A 16,074-nucleotide genomic window follows, 5' to 3' on the forward strand; every position below is an offset into this window, starting at 1 on the left:
CAGATGGCCAAGAAGCGCCCCCAGACGAGGGCCACGCGACCCCAGCTCACCGACGGGGAGATCCCGGTCGTCGGCGCCCGTGAGCCCTGTCCCTGCGGCAGCGGCCGCCGGTACAAGGCCTGCCACGGCCGGGCCGCCGCGCACGCGGTGACCGAGCTGGTGCACCGCCCGTTCGAGGGGCTGCCGGGCGAGTGCGACTGGGTCGCCCTGCGCGAGCTGGTCCCCGCGGCCACCGTGGAGCTGCCCCTGAAGGACGGGCTCCCCGAGGACGTCCCGTCGGTCACGCTCGCCACCGTGCTGCCGATGGCGTGGCCGGCCCTGCGCCGCGACGACGGTTCGGTCCTGCTCGGCCTGCAGAACGACACGGCGTCCGGCGACATCAGCCGCGACCTCGCCGACACCCTCCAGCGCGCGCTCACCGCCGAGCCCGGTACGCCGGTGCAGGCGCGCCGCGCGCCCGCCGACGGTCCCCGGCTGCAGGACCTGCTGGACGCGGAGGGCACTTTCGAGCCGGTCGTGCACAGCGGATTCGAGTTCTGGATTCCGGACACGGAGAACGCCACGCCGGAGGTGACCGCCTCCCTGGAGCGGGCCAACGCCGCCGCGATCCCGACCGTGAAGCTGGCCGGCGTGGACGCCGCGTACTGGTGCGAGACGCCGGAGAAGAACCACCTGCGGTGGGTCATGCCGCACCCCGAGGAGCAGCTGCTGGACGCGCTGGCGCGGCTGCACGCGGCGGGCCGGTCGAGCCTCGGTGAGGGCACCCGTCTGGTGGGGTCCTTCCGGGCGCACGGCCTGACGGTTCCCGTGTGGGACCTGCCGAGCGGGGTCGGCGCCGACGACGTGGAGAAGCCCGCCGCCGAGTTCGCCGAGCGGCTGGCCGCCGCGCTGGCCTCCGACGCGCCGCTGACCCCCGAGGAGCGCCGGGCGCGCGGCGGCCTCACCAATCGGCAGGTCACGCTCAGCTGATCCGATCGCACATGCGACCGGACGCGCGACCGGGCGGCGAGGCGACCCGCCCGGCCTGGCGCCGACTCCGTTGACGGGGTGACTCCGCTCACAACTGCCGTTCGCACAAGGGGAGTCGAAGCCAAGCGTGCCGCTCGGCGCGTGTCCGGAAAGCCGATGAAAACAGGAGATCGAATTTGCTTGGAGCCGATCTCTTGTTACCGTTCCAGTAGCCCGGTTGCTGGTGCATCCCCCGTCGCCAGCAACCGGGTCTTTTTCTGCCCGGCCGGCTGTACACAACGGGGTCGGGCGTCAACTGCCCGTGTCCGCCCCGGAGTTGCTTCCGGAACGCAGCAGCAGCGGGGCGTCGGCGCCGTCCGCGGCCGACGCGGCGAACTCCGCGACCGCCCAGTGGTCCTCCGGCCCGCCCCCGCCGGGCCCGCGCGGGGTCTCACAGCTCGCGGGCTCGTCGTCGGCGCTCACCGCGCACCGCGTCCGCACCGTCCGCCCGTCGGGCCCCATCAGGCTCAGCGCGGCGTCCAGGGGGCGGCCGGTGGCGTTGCGGTAGTAGGTGCGCGCCCAGGTCTCGTCGCCCTGCGTCAGCACGCAGGTCTGCGCCTCGACGCCTTCCGGGGAGGACAGTTCCGGACCGCAGCGGGCGGCCGTGGCGAGGCCGAGTCCGAGCGTGCGGGGGGAGGAGGCGTCGGCCGCCGGGCCCTTCGCGTCACCGTCGGCACCGTCCCGCGCCCGTCCGTCCGCCGGGCGTCCGTCGACCGCGCGCGTGTCCCTCGGGCCGTTGGCGCTCCCGTCGTCCGTCCGGTGCTCGTACGGCCGCCCGCCGCCCGCCGCGTGGCCGGCCGCGCCGTCGTCGTACGACGGCTGGTGGACGACCGCGCGCGCGACGGACCGTACGGCCTCGCCCCCGCCGCCGACCGGCCCGGCGGACGCCGCGGCCAGGGGAAGGACGAGCGCGCAGGTCGCGACGGCGCCGAGGGCGAGGAGACGAACGTTCATGGGCGGAAGATACGGGGCGGAACCGTCCGGCCGGCCCGCGCGCGCCCCGACACCCCTACAACTCGGGGGCGCTCACACCCGTACGAGTGAGGGCGTCGACGACCGCGTCCACCACGGCCTCCACGTCGGGCACCCAGGGGGAGGACGAGCCGGGCAGCGGGGCGCGCTCCCAGCGGACGCCGCCCTGGCCGGTGTTCGACGGCGGGAGCGCCAGGTAGCCGCCCTCGCCGTGGAAGCGCAGGGAGCCGGGGACGAAGTCCTTCGCGTACAGCAGCTCGCCCAACTGCTCCAGGCCGTACGGCCGGACGAGGATCGACCAGCGGGTCGGCGAGGCGACCACCGGGCCGAGGCGCATGCCCTGGCGGTCGAGCGCGGCGAGCGCGCGGGAGGCCGCGAGGGCGGGGAGGCTGACCGCGCAGGGCGCGCTGCCCCCGGTGGCCAGGACGATCGGCGCCGACGGCCGGTTGGTCCACCACCAGCGCACCATGCGGGCGTCGGTGCTGGCCGCGAGGAGGCCGGGGTCGAAGGGGTGTGCTCCGGGCACTGTGCAGTCCGGGTCCGGGCAGGCGCAGCGGCCGCGCGCGTCGGCCGCCACGCCGGGGAGCACGGGCCACTGCCATTGAGTCGCACAGGCCAGGGCCGCGCCGATCAACTCAGGCCCCCCGTCGCCGCGCTGGGAGCGTTTGCGCTGGGACAGGAGCCTGCGTCGCCTTCCGAGGATCTCGCGCATGAGCGCTCGTTCCTTTCCGTTGCACCGCTGGCAACACCGAGGGCCACATCACACCATGTGTCGATCACTTCACTGGGCGTACCTGTTGGCGCATCACACCCTTGCTGAGGCAAGGGAAACCCCACACTGCGGTCTATCAAATGCCTGGGCGTGGCGTGGGGTGGCGAAGTCTGGCGTTTTGCCGCGCCGCTGGTTCTCTCCGCCTCCGCCACGGGAGGATGGGGCACGGTCGTCGATGGCTAGGACGCTCGGGTCGGGCACCAGGTTCCGGGCGGCTGTCCGCCACCCCGGCCGTACCGAGTAGGTACCCATCACAACCGTTGTGACGCTCCGTGGAGCCAGTCCAGTCGACCGCAATAGCCCGTTACCCGAGTCAGTTTTAAGCCAACTTTGCTTTTCCACAAGGGGTGCCGCGCCTCCCCACGGACACCAGGAATCCCAGCAGGACAATGCTGGACATCCCCTCACGAGTGCGTGTACATGTGGAGACACTGCTAGCGGCGCAGAATCACATGGGGGTTTGCGATGCTTTTGAGCAATACGCACCGGTCCGAGAGCCGGACGCCATGAACGCCCCCCACCCTCCGAAAGTGGCCGGAATCGATTCAACGGTTCCCTCACCGGCACACACTGTCGCGCCCGCCCCCGCAGCCCCGGAGGCCCCACCGGTCGCCGCCGCCCCCACCGTCCCCACCGTGCCGTGCGCACCCGGAGCCCTCCTCCAGGACCGGCTCGCCGGCTGGGTCTCGGACCTCACGACCCTCCACGAACTCACCGAACGCCTCGCCCGCACGAACGTCCTGGACGACGCCCTGCAGGAGCTGCTGCGCGCGGGTGCCGCCCTCGTCGGCGCCCAGCGCGGACTGGTCGCCCTGGAACCCGCCGACGGCCTCGGCCCGGACACCACCCTCGGACTGGGACTCGGCCGCGCCGACCTCGGCCACCTGGTGACCGTGCCGCGCAACGCCCTGCCGTTCGGCCGCATCCTCGACGGCCTGCCCGGCGGCGAGGACGGCGTCGCCGAACCCGACCTGTCCGCCGAGGACGGCCTCGACCCCCGCCACCGCGAGGTCGCCGCCCGCCTCGGGTACGCCGCCAGCTACGCCCTCCCCCTCGCCGGCGAGACCACCGGCCGCCTCGGCGCCGCCGTCTGGCTGTACGACGAGCCCGCCGAACCGGACGAGCGCCGCCGCCACCTCGTCGGCCTGTACGTCCGCCACGCCGCCGAACACCTGGCCCGGCTGCGCGAGGTCGAGCGCACGCGCGCGTGCATGCGGACGATCGCGGAGGAACTGCTGCCGTCCCGCCTCCCGCGCGTCGCCGGCGTCCAGCTCGCGGCCCGGCACCGCACCGGCCCGCACGGCGGTGGCGACTGGTACGACGCGCTGCCGCTGCCGGACGCCGCCCTCGGCCTCTCCGTCGGCGCGGTCACCGGCTCGGGGCCCAGCGCCGTCGCCGCGATGGGCCGGCTGCGCGCCTCGCTGCGGGCCTACGCCGTCATGGAGGGCGAGGACCCGGTCGCCGTGCTGTCCGACCTGGAGCTGCTGCTGCGCCTGACCGAGCCCGCCCGCTCGGCCACCGCCCTGTTCGCCTACTGCGAGCCCGCGCTGCGCAAGGTCACCCTGGCCGGTGCCGGACACTGCCCGCCGCTGCTGACGGGGGTGCGCCGCACCGAGTTCGTGGAGACGTCCGTGTCGGCGCCGCTGGGCATGCTCGCCTGCTGGGAGGCGCCGAGCGTGGAGCTGGAGGCGGAAGCCGGGGAGACGGTCCTGCTCTACACCGACGGGCTGCTGCACCGTACCGGCGAGACCACCGACCGGGCGTTCGCGCGGCTGCACGCGGCCGCCGCCGGGGTGCCCCGGGCGCTGCGCCAGGACCCGGGCGCGGTCGCCGACCACGTGCTGCGCACGGTGCTGCCGGACGGCCTGGACGCGCAGGACGGCGCGGAGGACGTGGTGGTGCTGGCGGCGCGGTTCGAGTAGCCCTCCATGGTGGACCTCCACCTGGCCGGGCAGGCCCGGTGTAACAGGTCCTCCGGCCCTGGGCCCCCTTCCGTGCGACCGTACGATGGGGGAGGTCCAGTGCCGTATCGAGGAGGATGACCGTGGCCGACGAGCTCACCCCGGAGACCCCGGAAGGCGATGCCGAGGAGCCCATCAAGCAGCGGAAGAACGGCCTGTACCCGGGCGTGTCCGACGAGCTTGCCGAGAACATGAAGTCCGGCTGGGCGGACACCGAGCTGCACGACCTCGAGCCGCTCCCCCAGGCCGCCGAGACCGCCGCCCGCCGCGCCGCGCTGTCGGCCCGCTTCCCCGGCGAGCGCCTGGTGGTCCCCGCGGGCAACCTCAAGGTCCGCTCCAACGACACGGACTACCCGTTCCGCGCGTCCGTCGAGTACGCGTACCTCACCGGCAACCAGACCGAGGACGGCGTCCTGGTCATGGAGCCCACCGCCGACGGCCACCGGGAGACGCTGTACCTGCTGCCGCGCTCCGACCGGGAGAACGGCGAGTTCTGGCTGTCCGGGCAGGGCGAGCTGTGGGTCGGCCGCCGCCACTCCCTGACCGAGGCCGGGAAGCGGTACGGCATCCCCGCCTCCGACGTGCGTGAGCTGGCCGACGCGCTGCGCGAGGCCACCGGCCCGGTGCGGGTCGTGCGCGGCCACGACGCCGGGATCGAGGCGGCGCTGACCGACAAGGTCACCGCCGAGCGCGACGAGGAGCTGCGCGTCGTCCTCTCCGAGATGCGGCTGGTCAAGGACGACTTCGAGGTCGCCGAGCTGCAGAAGGCCGTCGACTCGACGGTGCGCGGCTTCGAGGACGTCGTCAAGGTCCTCGACAAGGCCGAGGCCACCTCCGAGCGCTACATCGAGGGCACGTTCTTCCTGCGCGCCCGCGTGGAGGGCAACGACGTCGGCTACGGCACCATCGCCGCGGCCGGCCCGCACGCCTGCACGCTGCACTGGGTGCGCAACGACGGGCCCGTGCGCTCCGGCGACCTGCTCCTGCTGGACGCGGGCGTGGAGACGCACACGTACTACACCGCCGACGTCACGCGGACGCTGCCGGTCGACGGCCGGTTCACGGAGATCCAGAAGAAGATCTACGACGCCGTGTACGACGCCCAGGAGGCCGGGATCGCGGCCGTGCAGCCGGGCGCCAAGTACCGGGACTTCCACGACGCCGCCCAGCGGGTGCTCACCGAGCGGCTCGTGGAGTGGGGGCTCGTCGAGGGGCCGGTCGAGCGGGTGCTGGAGCTCGGGCTGCAGCGGCGCTGGACGCTGCACGGCACGGGCCACATGCTCGGCATGGACGTCCACGACTGCGCCGCCGCGCGCACCGAGACCTACGTGGACGGCGTGCTGGAGCCCGGCATGGTGCTGACCGTGGAGCCCGGTCTGTACTTCCAGGCCGACGACCTGACCGTGCCGGAGGAGTACCGCGGCATCGGCGTGCGGATCGAGGACGACATCCTGGTCACCCGGGACGGCAACCGGAACCTCAGCGCCGCGCTGCCCCGGCGGTCCGAGGAGGTCGAGAGCTGGATGGCCTCCCTCAGGGGCTGAGGGAGCGCCGCGGGACAGGAGACGGCCGGGCACCACCGGGGTGCCCGGCCTTTCGCTGCGTCCGGGGGTCGCCGGGGGGCTCGTTCGCGCCTGCCCCGCGCCCCCTCGGGGGAGTGGGTGTGGACCTGCATCTGGAGCTGCGTCCGGACGTGATCGCGGCCGAGGGCCGGCGCGTCGGGCTCGAGCGTGCCCTGAGGGACGCTGTCCGGGACGGGCGGCTGGCCCCCGGGGAGCGGCTGCCGGCGACCCGACGGCTGGCCGAGGAGCTCGGCATCTCGCGCAACACCGTCAAGGCGGCGTACGACCAGCTCGTCGCCGAGGGCTTCCTGACGGCCCGTCAGGGATCGGGCACCCGGGTCGCCTCGCTGCCCGCCCCGGACGCCGGGCCGGCCGAGGCCGCCGCACGCGCGCGTGAGCCCCGCTTCGACCTGCGACCCGGCAGCCCGGACGTCGGGGCGTTCCCGGCCGCCGCCTGGCTGCGTGCGCTGCGCCGGGCCATCGCCTCCGCGCCGTCCCTCGCCTACGACTACGGCGACCCGCGCGGGCGGATCGAGCTGCGGACCGCGCTGTCCGGGTACCTGGGGCGGGCGCGCGGGGTCGTCGCGCCGCCGGAGCGGATCGTGATCACCTCGGGCTACGTGCAGGCACTCGCGCTCCTCACCCGCGTGCTGGACGGCTCCACCCTCGCCATGGAGGACCCCGGGCTGCCGTTCCACCGGGAGGTGGTGCGGCGCAACGGGGGCCGGGTGGTGCCCGTGCCCGTCGACGACCGGGGCCTGCTGGTCGAGGAGTTGGGGAACGCCGCCGCCGTGGTGGTCACGCCCGCGCACCAGTACCCGACCGGGGTGACGCTGCACCCCGGGCGGCGGCGGGCGCTCGGCGACTGGGCCCGCGCCCGGGACGCCCTGGTCGTCGAGGACGACTACGACGGGGAGTTCCGCTACGACCGGCAGCCCGTGGGCGCCCTCCAGGGCATGGCGCCGGGCCAGGTCGTGTACCTCGGCACCGCGTCCAAGACCCTCGGGCCCGCGCTGCGGCTGGGCTGGATGGTGCTGCCGCCGCACCTGGTCGACGCGGTCGCCGACGCCAAGCTGCACAGCGACCACCACACCGAGACCATCGGACAGCTGGCGCTCGCCGAGCTGATCGACAGCCACGCCTACGACCGGCACGTGCGGGCCAGCCGGCTGCGCTACCGGCGCCGCCGCGACCTGCTGCTGGACCGCCTGGGCGGGCGCAGGGGCGTGCGCGGGATCGCGGCCGGGCTGCACGCGCTCGTGGAGGTCGCCGACGAGGCGGACGTCGTGTCCCGCGCCGAGGCGGCGGGGCTGGCGGTCGGACGGCTCGGGGAGCACTGGCACACCCCGGGCACGGCCGGGCGGCCGCAGGGCCTCGTGGTGGGGTACGGCACGCCCCGGGAGCGGGTCTACCCGCAGGCGCTGGAAGTGCTGGCGGGGGTGCTCGGACGGGGGGCGTGAGCCTCTGCGGCCCCTGGGAGAGCCAGAATTGGACCACGAAAAGCGCTCCACATTGGGACTGTGGATAGCTCCAATAGGTCCGTAGCGTCAGTGGCATGACGCAGCGCCCGGCACCCCGGCACCTCCTCGCGCTCGCCCAGTTGAGCAACTCCGTGGGCGACGGCGCGTACTACACGACCTCCGCCCTCTACTTCACTCAGGTCGTCGGGCTCTCCCCCGCGCGCGTGGGGCTCGGGCTGACCGTCGGCTGGGCGGCCGGCTCACTCGCCGGGGTGCCCCTGGGACGGCTCGCCGACCGGCGTGGCGCGCGCGGTACGGCCGTGCTGCTGGCCCTGGGCACGGCGCTCGCGGTGGCGTCCTTCACCGTGGTGCGGGGCTTCCTGCCGTTCGTGCTGGTGGCGTGCGGGTACGCCGCCGCACAGTCCGGGCTCGCGGCGGCGCGCCAGGCGCTGCTGGCGGTGCTGGTGCCCGCCGGGGAGCGGACCGGGCTGCTGGCGCGGCTGCAGTCCACGCTGAACGCCGGGCTGGCCGTCGGCGCGGGGCTCGGCGGACTCGCGCTGCACTCCGGGACGCGCGGGGCGTACCTCGCGGCGTTCGTGCTGGACGCGGTGAGCTTCCTGGTGTGCGCGGGGCTGCTGTCGGCGCTGCCGGCTGCGGGGGCGGTGGCGGGCGCGGTGCCCGGCGTCGCGCCCGGCCGCCGGCCGGCGGGGCTGGGGGTGCTGCGCGACCGGCCGTACGCGCGCGTGGCGTTGCTCAACACCGTGCTGCTGCTGCGGCTGCCGCTGCTGAGCCTGGTGCTGCCGCTGTGGATCACCACGCGCACCGAGGCGCCCGTCTGGCTGGTGTCGGGGCTGTTCGTGCTGAACACGGCCGCGGTGACGCTGTTCCAGGTGCGGGCGGCCCGCGGGGTGGACGGCGTCGCCCCGGCCACGCGCGCGGTGCGGCGGGCGGGCTGGGTGATGCTGGCCGCGTGTGTCGTCTTCGCGCTGTCCGCCGGGGGCGGGACGGCGTGGGCGGTGGGGCTGCTGGTGCTGGGCGCGGTGCTCCAGGTCGTGGCCGAGATGGGGCAGTCGGCCGGGTCCTGGCAGCTGTCGTTCGAGCTGGCCCCGCCCGACCGGGTGGGCGAGTACCAGGGGTTCTTCGGCACCGGCGTCACCGTCGCCCGCACCCTGGGCCCACTGGTGCTGACCTCGCTGCTGGTGGAGTGGGGCACACCGGGCTGGCTGCTGCTCGGCGCGGTGACGCTGGGGGCGTCGTACGCGATGGGCCCCGCGGCGCGGCGGGCCCAGGGCGGGACGGTGTACCTCAGACGGCCACGAGCGGCGCGTTCTCGCGCCACTTGAGGATCTTGTCGAAGCTCACCATCGCGCCGCCGACCCCCGGGTGGTTGCCGATCCGGACGTGGTCGGCGAGCTCACGGATGAGGTAGAGGCCGCGGCCCTGCTCGGCGTCAGTGCGCGCGGGGCGCACGGTGGTGTCCTCGCCGGCGAAGCCGGGGCCCGAGTCGGTGACCTCGATCCGGCACATCTGGCCGTCGAGGTACGCGGTCACCCGGTACTCCGCGCCGCCGTCCTGCGCGCCGGCCCCGCCGTGCTCGACGGCGTTGGCACAGGCCTCGCTGAGGGCGACGGACAGGTCGTAGCAGACGTCGGGGTCGACGCCCGCGGTCTCCATCGTGCCGAGCAGGAGGCGCCGGGCGAGCGGCACGCTCGCGGCTTCGCGCCGCAGGTGCAGTGACCACCAGATGCTCATGCTCCAGCCTCCCGGCCGCGGCTCGACATACCCCTACGTATTGCCGCCGGTGGCCCTGCGTAACCGCCCGTTCGACGTGATACCGCCCATACGGGGGATGCGCCACGCGCACCAACCGGTGTATGCAGGGCCACTTGCCCCAGTGGTACCAGAAGGTGATCTTCCCCGGGCACACCGGTACGCATCCGGGTGCACCGGAATCTTGCGGACCTGGCGTACGGCGGCCGGGGCGCCAGTGCGATGATGAGCCCGCCATGAGTGTCCCCCACCAGTCTCCGGCGCGTGCAGGAGACGGTCTCCGGCTGCTGCGGGCCGCGGTCTTCGCCGCGGTCTGCGTCGTGCTGGCCGCGGCCGGACACACCCTGGCCTCCTGCGCGACCGTCCCGCTGTGGACGCTCGGCGCGGGCTTCCTCGGGGTCCTCGCCGTGGTCGCGCCGCTCGCCGGCCGGGCCCGGACCCTGCCGGGCATCGCGGTGGTCCTGACGCTCGGGCAGACCGTGCTGCACACGCTGTTCGGGCTGGGCCGGCACGGCACCCGCGCCGTGACGGCGACGGCCGACGACGCCGTCGTACGACAGGCCGCCCGCATCCTGTGCGGCAGTGCCGCGGCCCCGCTCAGCCCCGCCCAGGCCCAGCGGATCCTCGCCGACGCGCGAATCCTTGACGGCGGCTCCAGCGCCGCCGGCGGCTCCGGCGGCGCCATGAGCGGCATGAGCGGGATGGACCACTCGGGCGACGCACTGACCGCGGGGGCGTCCTCCGCGTCCCTGCTGCCGTCCCTGCCGATGCTCCTCGGACACGTCCTCGCGGCCGTGGCCGCCGGCTGGCTGCTGCGCCACGGCGACCTCGCGCTGCTGCGCCTGCTCGCCCTGTCGGCGCACGGAGTCGCCGAGGGGGCGCTCGTACGGTCCCTGCGCGGGGCGCTCGCGCTGGTGCGGGCCCTGCTCGCCGGACTGCCCGGGGCGCCCGGCCCGCGCGTCGCGCGCCCCGCGTTCACCACGCCCGTGCCCGTCCCGCACGGCGTGCTGCTCCAGCACTCGGTGATCCGGCGCGGCCCGCCGGCCGCCTCCGCTCTGCTTCTCGCTGCCTGACACGACACGACCGGCACCTCCACCGCACCACCGGGAGGCGCGGCCGCCGTCGTGCGGCACGCGCGCGTGCGCCCGAGCGCACGCCGACACCCGACCTCACTCAGAGTGGAGTGCTTGCTGCCATGAAGGCTTCCCGTCTCGCCGCCGCCGCGGCCGTCGCCGGCTCGGCCGTGCTCGTCCTGTCCGGTCCCGCGTTCGCCCACGTCAGCGTGAGCCCCGAGGGCACCGCCGCCAAGGGCGGCTACGCGACCGTGGACTTCAAGGTCCCCAACGAGCGCGACAACGCCTCGACCACCAAGCTCGAGGTGGCCTTCCCGACCGACCACCCGCTGGCCTCCGTGATGCCGGAGCCCATCCCCGGCTGGACCGCCCAGGTCACCAAGGCCAAGCTGGCCAAGCCGCTGACCGTGCACGGACAGCAGATCTCCGAGGCCGTCTCCAAGGTCACCTGGACCGCCTCCGGCAAGGGCATCGAGCCCGGCTACTTCCAGAAGTTCCCGCTGTCCGTGGGCCCGCTGCCCGAGGACGCCGACGAACTGGTCTTCAAGGCGATCCAGACGTACTCCAACAAGGAGGTCGTGCGCTGGATCGAGGTCCAGCAGGACGGCCAGGAGGAGCCGGAGAACCCCGCGCCGGTGCTCCAGCTGTCGGCCGCCTCCGACGACCACCACGGCGGCGGCGCCAAGGGCGCCTCGGACGACTCCGACGACGCCGACGACGCGAAGACGGCGCACACCGGCGCCGAGGCCTCCGGCACCGACTCCGACGACGGCGGCACCGACACCACCGCCCGCGTCCTCGGCGTGGCCGGCATCGTCGTCGGCGCCGCCGGCGTGGCCTACGGCGTGTTCGCCGGCCGCCGCCGGTCCGACGCCTGACCCTGCTCGTCCGTGCCGCGCACCGGGGGCGGCGGTCACCCCGCCGGCCCCGGTGCGCGTCGGATTCCATACATCTGGGACATTTCCTTATGCGCAAGAAGACGTTCGCCGCGGCGGCCCTGCTCGCCGCCGCCACGCTCACCCTCTCCGGCTGCGGCGGCGACGACGGCGGCAGCAGCCCGGTCGCCGAGGTCTCCGCCGACGCCACCCAGCAGTCCGCGATCGTGCTCGACCAGCCGTTCACCAAGCCGGACCTGGTGCTCACCGACACCCAGGGCAAGAAGTACGACCTGCGCGCCGAGACCAAGGGCAGGCCGACGCTGCTGTACTTCGGCTACACCAACTGCCCCGACGTCTGCCCGCTGACGATGAACAACATCGCCGTCGCCAAGAAGCAGCTCCCCAAGGCCGAACAGGACCGGCTGCGCGTCGTGTTCGTCACCACCGACCCGGCCCGTGACACCCCGGCCGCCCTCGGCACCTGGCTCAAGGGCATCGACCCGCAGGTCGTCGGGCTGTCCGGTGACTTCACGGCCATCCAGACCGCGGCCCGCTCGGTCGGCATCACCATCGAGCCGCCGCACAAGGACAAGAACGGCAAGACGGTCTCCACGCACGGCACCCAGGTCGTCGCCTTCTCCCCGAAGACCGACGGCGGGTACGTCCTGTTCACGGAGCAGGCCTCCGTGGACGACTACGTCAAGGACCTCCCCAAGCTCATCCAGGGGGAGAAGCCGTGAGGCACCTCGCCGTGCCCGTGGCGGTGCTGGCCGGGGCGCTGCTCCTCGGTGGCTGCGGCGACGGCGGCGCCGGCGAGCCCGAGCTGTCCATAGGCTCCGCCTACATGCCCCAGCCGGTCTCCGGCTCCATGGCGGCCGGCTTCCTGACCGTCACCAACAAGGGCGGCGCCACGGACGAGCTGACCTCGGTCACCAGCGACGCGGCCGGCGACGTCACCGTCCACGAGACGGTCGGCGGGTCCATGCGGGAGGTCGACCGGATCGAGGTGCCCGCGCACGGGCGGCTCGTGTTCGAGAGCGGCGGGAACCACCTGATGTTCGAGGACCTGAAGAGCCGGCCGCGCGAGGGCCAGAAGGTGTCCGTCACCCTCCACTTCGCCGACTCCGGCGCCGTGACGGTCGAGATGCCGGTGCGGTCCGCCACGTACACCCCCACGACCGGACACTGACGGAGGGACCACCGTGACCCAGGCCATCGCCCCCCGCGCCCGGACGCTGGTGCTGCTGTTCCTGGCGGCCGTCGCGGCGCTGCTGGTCGGCGCCGGACCGGCCGCCGCGCACGCCGCCCTCACCGGCAGCGACCCCGCGCAGGGGACGGTGGTCGACACGACACCCACCCAGGTGTCGCTGACCTTCTCCGAGAAGGTCGCGACCACCGACGGCTCGCTGCGCGTCCTCGACCCCAAGGGCAAGCGGGTCGACACGGGCAAGCCGGCCAACGTCTCCGGCACGACGTACGCCGTCCAGCTGCACGCCGGACTGCCCGACGGCACCTACACCGTGACCTACCAGGTGGTGTCCGAGGACAGCCACCCCGTCTCCGGCGCCTACACCTTCTCCATCGGCGCGCCCTCCCGGACGAGCGTCCCGGTGTCCGGCCAGGAGGTGGGCGGCGGCGTCGTCGGCGGGCTGTACGGCTTCGGGCGGTACCTGTCGTACGCCGGGTACATCGTGCTGGTCGGCGGGGCCGCCTTCGTGCTGGCCTGCTGGCCGCGCGGGACCTCGGTGCGGGCCGTGCAGCGGCTCGTCGTCTCCGGCTGGCTCGCGCTCACCGCCGCCACGCTCTCCCTGCTGCTGCTGCGCGGCTCGTACACCGGCTCCGGCAAGGTCGCGGACATCTTCGACCTGGACCTGCTGGGCGACGTCCTCCAGACCAAGACGGGCGCGGCCCTCGTGTCCCGGCTGCTGCTGCTCGCCGCCGCGGCGCTCTTCATCGCCGTGCTGTTCGGCGCGTACGACAAGCGCGACGACGAGGAGAAGCGGGACCTGACCTTCGGGCTGGCGATCGGCGGGGCGGTCGTGGCGGCCGGGCTCGCCGCCAGCTGGGCCATGGCCGAGCACGCCTCGACCGGACTCCAGCCCGGCATCGCCATGCCCGTCGACGTGCTGCACCTGTTCGCCGTCGCCACCTGGCTCGGCGGCCTGGCGACCCTGCTCGTCGCGCTGTACCGCGCGCCCGCCGACCAGCCGGTCGAGGCGTCCGCCGTACGGCGCTTCTCCACCGTCGCCTTCGGCAGCGTGGTCACGCTGGTCGCGACCGGGACCTACCAGTCGTGGCGGCAGCTGGGCTCGTGGTCGGCGTTCACCGACACGCGGTACGGCCAGCTGCTGCTGGTCAAGATCGGGCTGGTGGCGCTGCTGGTGGGCGTCGCGTCGATCTCGCGGCGGTGGACCGGGCGGCTGGCCGGGACCGGTGCGCCGGGGTCGCGGGCCACCGTGGCCGCGGGCGTCGGGGCCGGTGTCGGCGGGGGCGGGGGCAAGGACCCGGGCACCGGCACCGGCACCGGAACCGGCACCGGAACCAAGCAGAGCAAGAAGCAGGACGCCGGGAAGCAGGGCGCCGCGCGGGCCGGCGCCGGCCGGGGGTCGGGCGAGGAACCCGGCGACGCCGCGACCGGGGCCGTGGGCACCGAGCGGGCCGCCCAGCTGGCACGGCAGCGGGCCGCCGAGGACACCGCACGGCAGAAGCGGCTGCGCGACGCCGACCCGCACCGCTTCGGGCTGCGCCGCTCGGTGCTCGCCGAGGCCGGTGTCGCGGTGGTGCTGCTCGCCGTCACCACCGCGCTGACGTCCACCGAGCCGGGCCGTACGGAGCAGGACGCCAAGGCGGCCACGGCGGCTTCGTCGTCCTCGTCGTCCGGCACGGGCAGCTCCTCCGGCGCCCTGACGCTGGACATGCCCTTCGACGCCGGCGGCACGAACGGCAAGGGCGTCGTCAGCGTGGACCTCGACCCCGCCCGGGCCGGCGGCAACGAGATGCACGTCTACGTCACCCGGCCCAACGGCCGTGCCTTCGACGTCCCCGAGGTCAAGGTCGCCCTCACCCTGGAGTCCAAGAGCATCGGTCCGCTGCCCGTGGCCCCCGACCACATCACCACCGGCCACTGGTCGGCGAGCGGAGTGCAGATCCCCATGGCCGGCGAGTGGAAGATCGCCGTGACCGTGCGGACCTCCGACATCGACCAGGTGACCGTCTCCAAGAACGCGCAGATCGGCTGAACCGCACCATGCCCGACCAGTCCCTCCCCCAGGCTCCCCCGTCCGCCGCGCAGGACGCCCCGCCGCAGGCGCCCGCCGACCGGGGGCTGTCCCGGCGCGCCCTCCTCGGCACCGCCGGCGCCACCGGGCTCGTGCTCGGCGCGGCGGGCGGCGCCGTGGGGTACGCCGCCGCACCCGCGTCGGCCACGCCCCTGTCGTCCGTCGGCAGCGACCAGGTGATGTTTCACGGGAAACATCAGCCCGGCATCCTCCAGGGCCTCCAGGCCCACGGCCACCTCGTCGCCTTCGACCTCACACCCGGCTCCGGACGCACCGGGGCGGCCGCGCTGCTGCGCCGCTGGTCCGAGACCGCCCGGCGGCTGATGGCGGGCGAGGCCGCGGCCCACGGCGACACGGACGTGGCCCGGGACGCGGGGCCGTCGTCCCTGACGGTCACCTTCGGCTTCGGCCACAGCTTCTTCGCCCGCACCGGGCTGGAGAAGCGGCGGCCGGTCGCCCTGGACCCGCTGCCGGCCTTCTCCTCCGACCACCTCGACGCCCGGCGCAGCAACGGCGACCTGTGGGTGCAGATCGGCGCGAACGACGCCCTGGTCGCCTTCCACGCCCTGCGCGCACTGCAGAAGGACGCGGGCGGCGTGGCCCGGGTGCGCTGGCAGATGAACGGCTTCAACCGCTCGCCGGGCGCCACCGCCCACCCCATGACGGCCCGCAACCTCATGGGCCAGGTCGACGGCACCCGCAATCCCAAGCCGTCCGACGCCGACTTCGACCGGCGGATCTTCGTGCCGGCGTCCGGCTCGGCCGACCCCGCCTGGATGGCGAACGGCTCGTACGTCGTCGTACGCCGCATCCGCATGCTCCTCGACGACTGGGAGCAGCTGTCCCGGGCGGCGCAGGAGCAGGTCATCGGGCGCCGCAAGGCCGACGGGGCGCCGCTGACCGGGGGCACGGAGACCACCGGGATGGACCTGGAGAAGACGGACGCCAACGGCGACCTGGTGATCCCGCTGAACGCGCACGCCCGCATCACCCGGCCCGACCAGAACGGCGGCGCGGCGATGCTGCGCCGGCCGTTCTCGTACCACGACGGCTTCGACGCGGACGGCACCCCGGACGCGGGCCTGTTGTTCGTCTGCTGGCAGGCGGACCCGCTGCGGGGCTTCGTCACCGTGCAGCGCAAGCTCGACCGCGGGGACGCGCTGTCGCGCTTCGTCCGGCACGAGGCGAGCGGGCTGTTCGCGGTGCCCGGCGGGGCGGCGGAGGGGGAGTACGTGGGGCAGGCGCTGCTGGAGGGGTGAAGCGGTGTGTGCGCGTCGCTGACGGGCCGACCTGCGCGGCCGGGTCCCAAACCACCCGGTCGAGTGGTTGTCGTGAGACAC

Annotated in this window: 14 protein-coding genes; 11 read left to right on the forward strand and 3 right to left on the reverse strand. The window is 74.5% G+C overall.

Features of this window, described 5'->3' with window-relative positions; translation table 11 throughout:
• Nucleotides 1-3 precede the first annotated feature (3 nt).
• Complete coding sequence (locus E4U91_RS17255; RefSeq protein ID WP_137307680.1) at nucleotides 4-969, forward strand: DUF5926 family protein; 966 nt, start codon at nucleotides 4-6, stop codon at nucleotides 967-969.
• Between the two features lie 291 nt (nucleotides 970-1,260).
• On the opposite strand, the gene E4U91_RS17260 is transcribed toward E4U91_RS17255, so the two are convergent.
• Entirely contained in the window at nucleotides 1,261-1,962 is a 702-nt protein-coding gene (locus E4U91_RS17260; protein ID WP_137307681.1) for a hypothetical protein, read from the reverse strand.
• A gap of 55 nt (nucleotides 1,963-2,017) precedes the next feature.
• Nucleotides 2,018-2,692, reverse strand: a complete 675-nt coding sequence (locus E4U91_RS17265) for a bifunctional DNA primase/polymerase (RefSeq protein WP_137307682.1) — start codon at nucleotides 2,690-2,692, stop codon at nucleotides 2,018-2,020.
• A gap of 449 nt (nucleotides 2,693-3,141) precedes the next feature.
• On the opposite strand from E4U91_RS17265, the gene E4U91_RS17270 reads away from it, so the two are divergent.
• The 4 genes from E4U91_RS17270 (at nucleotide 3,142) to E4U91_RS17285 (ending at nucleotide 9,078) form a co-directional block, all read left to right on the forward strand.
• Entirely contained in the window at nucleotides 3,142-4,674 is a 1,533-nt protein-coding gene (locus E4U91_RS17270) for a PP2C family protein-serine/threonine phosphatase (RefSeq protein WP_137307683.1), read from the forward strand.
• Between the two features lie 116 nt (nucleotides 4,675-4,790).
• Nucleotides 4,791-6,257, forward strand: coding sequence for an aminopeptidase P family protein (locus E4U91_RS17275; protein ID WP_137307684.1), 1,467 nt, complete (start codon nucleotides 4,791-4,793; stop codon nucleotides 6,255-6,257).
• 119 nt (nucleotides 6,258-6,376) lie between these two features.
• On the forward strand, nucleotides 6,377-7,735 hold the full coding sequence (gene pdxR / locus E4U91_RS17280; protein WP_137307685.1) for a MocR-like pyridoxine biosynthesis transcription factor PdxR: 1,359 nt from the start codon (nucleotides 6,377-6,379) through the stop codon (nucleotides 7,733-7,735).
• A 95-nt stretch (nucleotides 7,736-7,830) separates the two neighbouring features.
• A complete protein-coding gene (locus tag E4U91_RS17285) occupies nucleotides 7,831-9,078 on the forward strand; it encodes an MFS transporter (RefSeq protein ID WP_137307686.1) in 1,248 nt (415 codons plus the stop codon).
• Here E4U91_RS17285 and E4U91_RS17290 read toward each other — a convergent pair.
• Nucleotides 9,041-9,487, reverse strand: coding sequence for an ATP-binding protein (locus E4U91_RS17290; RefSeq protein WP_137307687.1), 447 nt, complete (start codon nucleotides 9,485-9,487; stop codon nucleotides 9,041-9,043). The genes E4U91_RS17285 and E4U91_RS17290 overlap by 38 nt on opposite strands.
• Nucleotides 9,488-9,741: 254 nt before the next feature.
• Between E4U91_RS17290 and E4U91_RS17295 the strand changes: the two genes are divergently transcribed.
• The 6 genes from E4U91_RS17295 to efeB all read left to right on the forward strand — a co-directional run bounded on the left by E4U91_RS17295 (nucleotide 9,742) and on the right by efeB (nucleotide 15,993).
• Nucleotides 9,742-10,578 carry a hypothetical protein gene (locus E4U91_RS17295; RefSeq protein WP_137307688.1) on the forward strand — a complete coding sequence of 279 codons (837 nt, stop codon included), beginning with the start codon at nucleotides 9,742-9,744 and terminating at the stop codon, nucleotides 10,576-10,578.
• Between the two features lie 122 nt (nucleotides 10,579-10,700).
• Nucleotides 10,701-11,456: a YcnI family copper-binding membrane protein gene (locus tag E4U91_RS17300; RefSeq protein WP_137307689.1), complete on the forward strand. Its 756-nt coding sequence runs from the start codon at nucleotides 10,701-10,703 to the stop codon at nucleotides 11,454-11,456.
• Between the two features lie 89 nt (nucleotides 11,457-11,545).
• On the forward strand, nucleotides 11,546-12,196 hold the full coding sequence (locus E4U91_RS17305; RefSeq protein WP_137307690.1) for an SCO family protein: 651 nt from the start codon (nucleotides 11,546-11,548) through the stop codon (nucleotides 12,194-12,196).
• Complete coding sequence (locus E4U91_RS17310; RefSeq protein ID WP_241678612.1) at nucleotides 12,193-12,645, forward strand: copper chaperone PCu(A)C; 453 nt, start codon at nucleotides 12,193-12,195, stop codon at nucleotides 12,643-12,645. Before E4U91_RS17305 ends, E4U91_RS17310 begins: the two co-directional genes overlap by 4 nt.
• Before the next feature lie 13 nt (nucleotides 12,646-12,658).
• Nucleotides 12,659-14,695, forward strand: coding sequence for a copper resistance CopC/CopD family protein (locus E4U91_RS17315; RefSeq protein WP_137307691.1), 2,037 nt, complete (start codon nucleotides 12,659-12,661; stop codon nucleotides 14,693-14,695).
• 8 nt (nucleotides 14,696-14,703) lie between these two features.
• Complete coding sequence (gene efeB / locus E4U91_RS17320; protein WP_137307692.1) at nucleotides 14,704-15,993, forward strand: iron uptake transporter deferrochelatase/peroxidase subunit; 1,290 nt, start codon at nucleotides 14,704-14,706, stop codon at nucleotides 15,991-15,993.
• Nucleotides 15,994-16,074 lie beyond the last annotated feature (81 nt).

Source organism: Streptomyces lasalocidi (assembly GCF_005280215.1).
GTDB lineage: Bacteria > Actinomycetota > Actinomycetes > Streptomycetales > Streptomycetaceae > Streptomyces > Streptomyces longwoodensis.

Coding starts and splice junctions, on each gene's coding strand:
- E4U91_RS17290 (WP_137307687.1), bottom strand. CDS start 9,487: ATGAGCATCTGGTGGTCACTGCACCTGCGGCGCGAAGCCGCGAGCGTG.
- E4U91_RS17305 (WP_137307690.1), top strand. CDS start 11,546: ATGCGCAAGAAGACGTTCGCCGCGGCGGCCCTGCTCGCCGCCGCCACG.
- E4U91_RS17295 (WP_137307688.1), top strand. CDS start 9,742: ATGAGTGTCCCCCACCAGTCTCCGGCGCGTGCAGGAGACGGTCTCCGG.
- E4U91_RS17260 (WP_137307681.1), bottom strand. CDS start 1,962: ATGAACGTTCGTCTCCTCGCCCTCGGCGCCGTCGCGACCTGCGCGCTC.
- efeB (WP_137307692.1), top strand. CDS start 14,704: ATGCCCGACCAGTCCCTCCCCCAGGCTCCCCCGTCCGCCGCGCAGGAC.
- E4U91_RS17285 (WP_137307686.1), top strand. CDS start 7,831: ATGACGCAGCGCCCGGCACCCCGGCACCTCCTCGCGCTCGCCCAGTTG.
- E4U91_RS17300 (WP_137307689.1), top strand. CDS start 10,701: ATGAAGGCTTCCCGTCTCGCCGCCGCCGCGGCCGTCGCCGGCTCGGCC.
- E4U91_RS17275 (WP_137307684.1), top strand. CDS start 4,791: ATGACCGTGGCCGACGAGCTCACCCCGGAGACCCCGGAAGGCGATGCC.
- E4U91_RS17265 (WP_137307682.1), bottom strand. CDS start 2,692: ATGCGCGAGATCCTCGGAAGGCGACGCAGGCTCCTGTCCCAGCGCAAA.
- E4U91_RS17270 (WP_137307683.1), top strand. CDS start 3,142: ATGCTGGACATCCCCTCACGAGTGCGTGTACATGTGGAGACACTGCTA.
- E4U91_RS17255 (WP_137307680.1), top strand. CDS start 4: ATGGCCAAGAAGCGCCCCCAGACGAGGGCCACGCGACCCCAGCTCACC.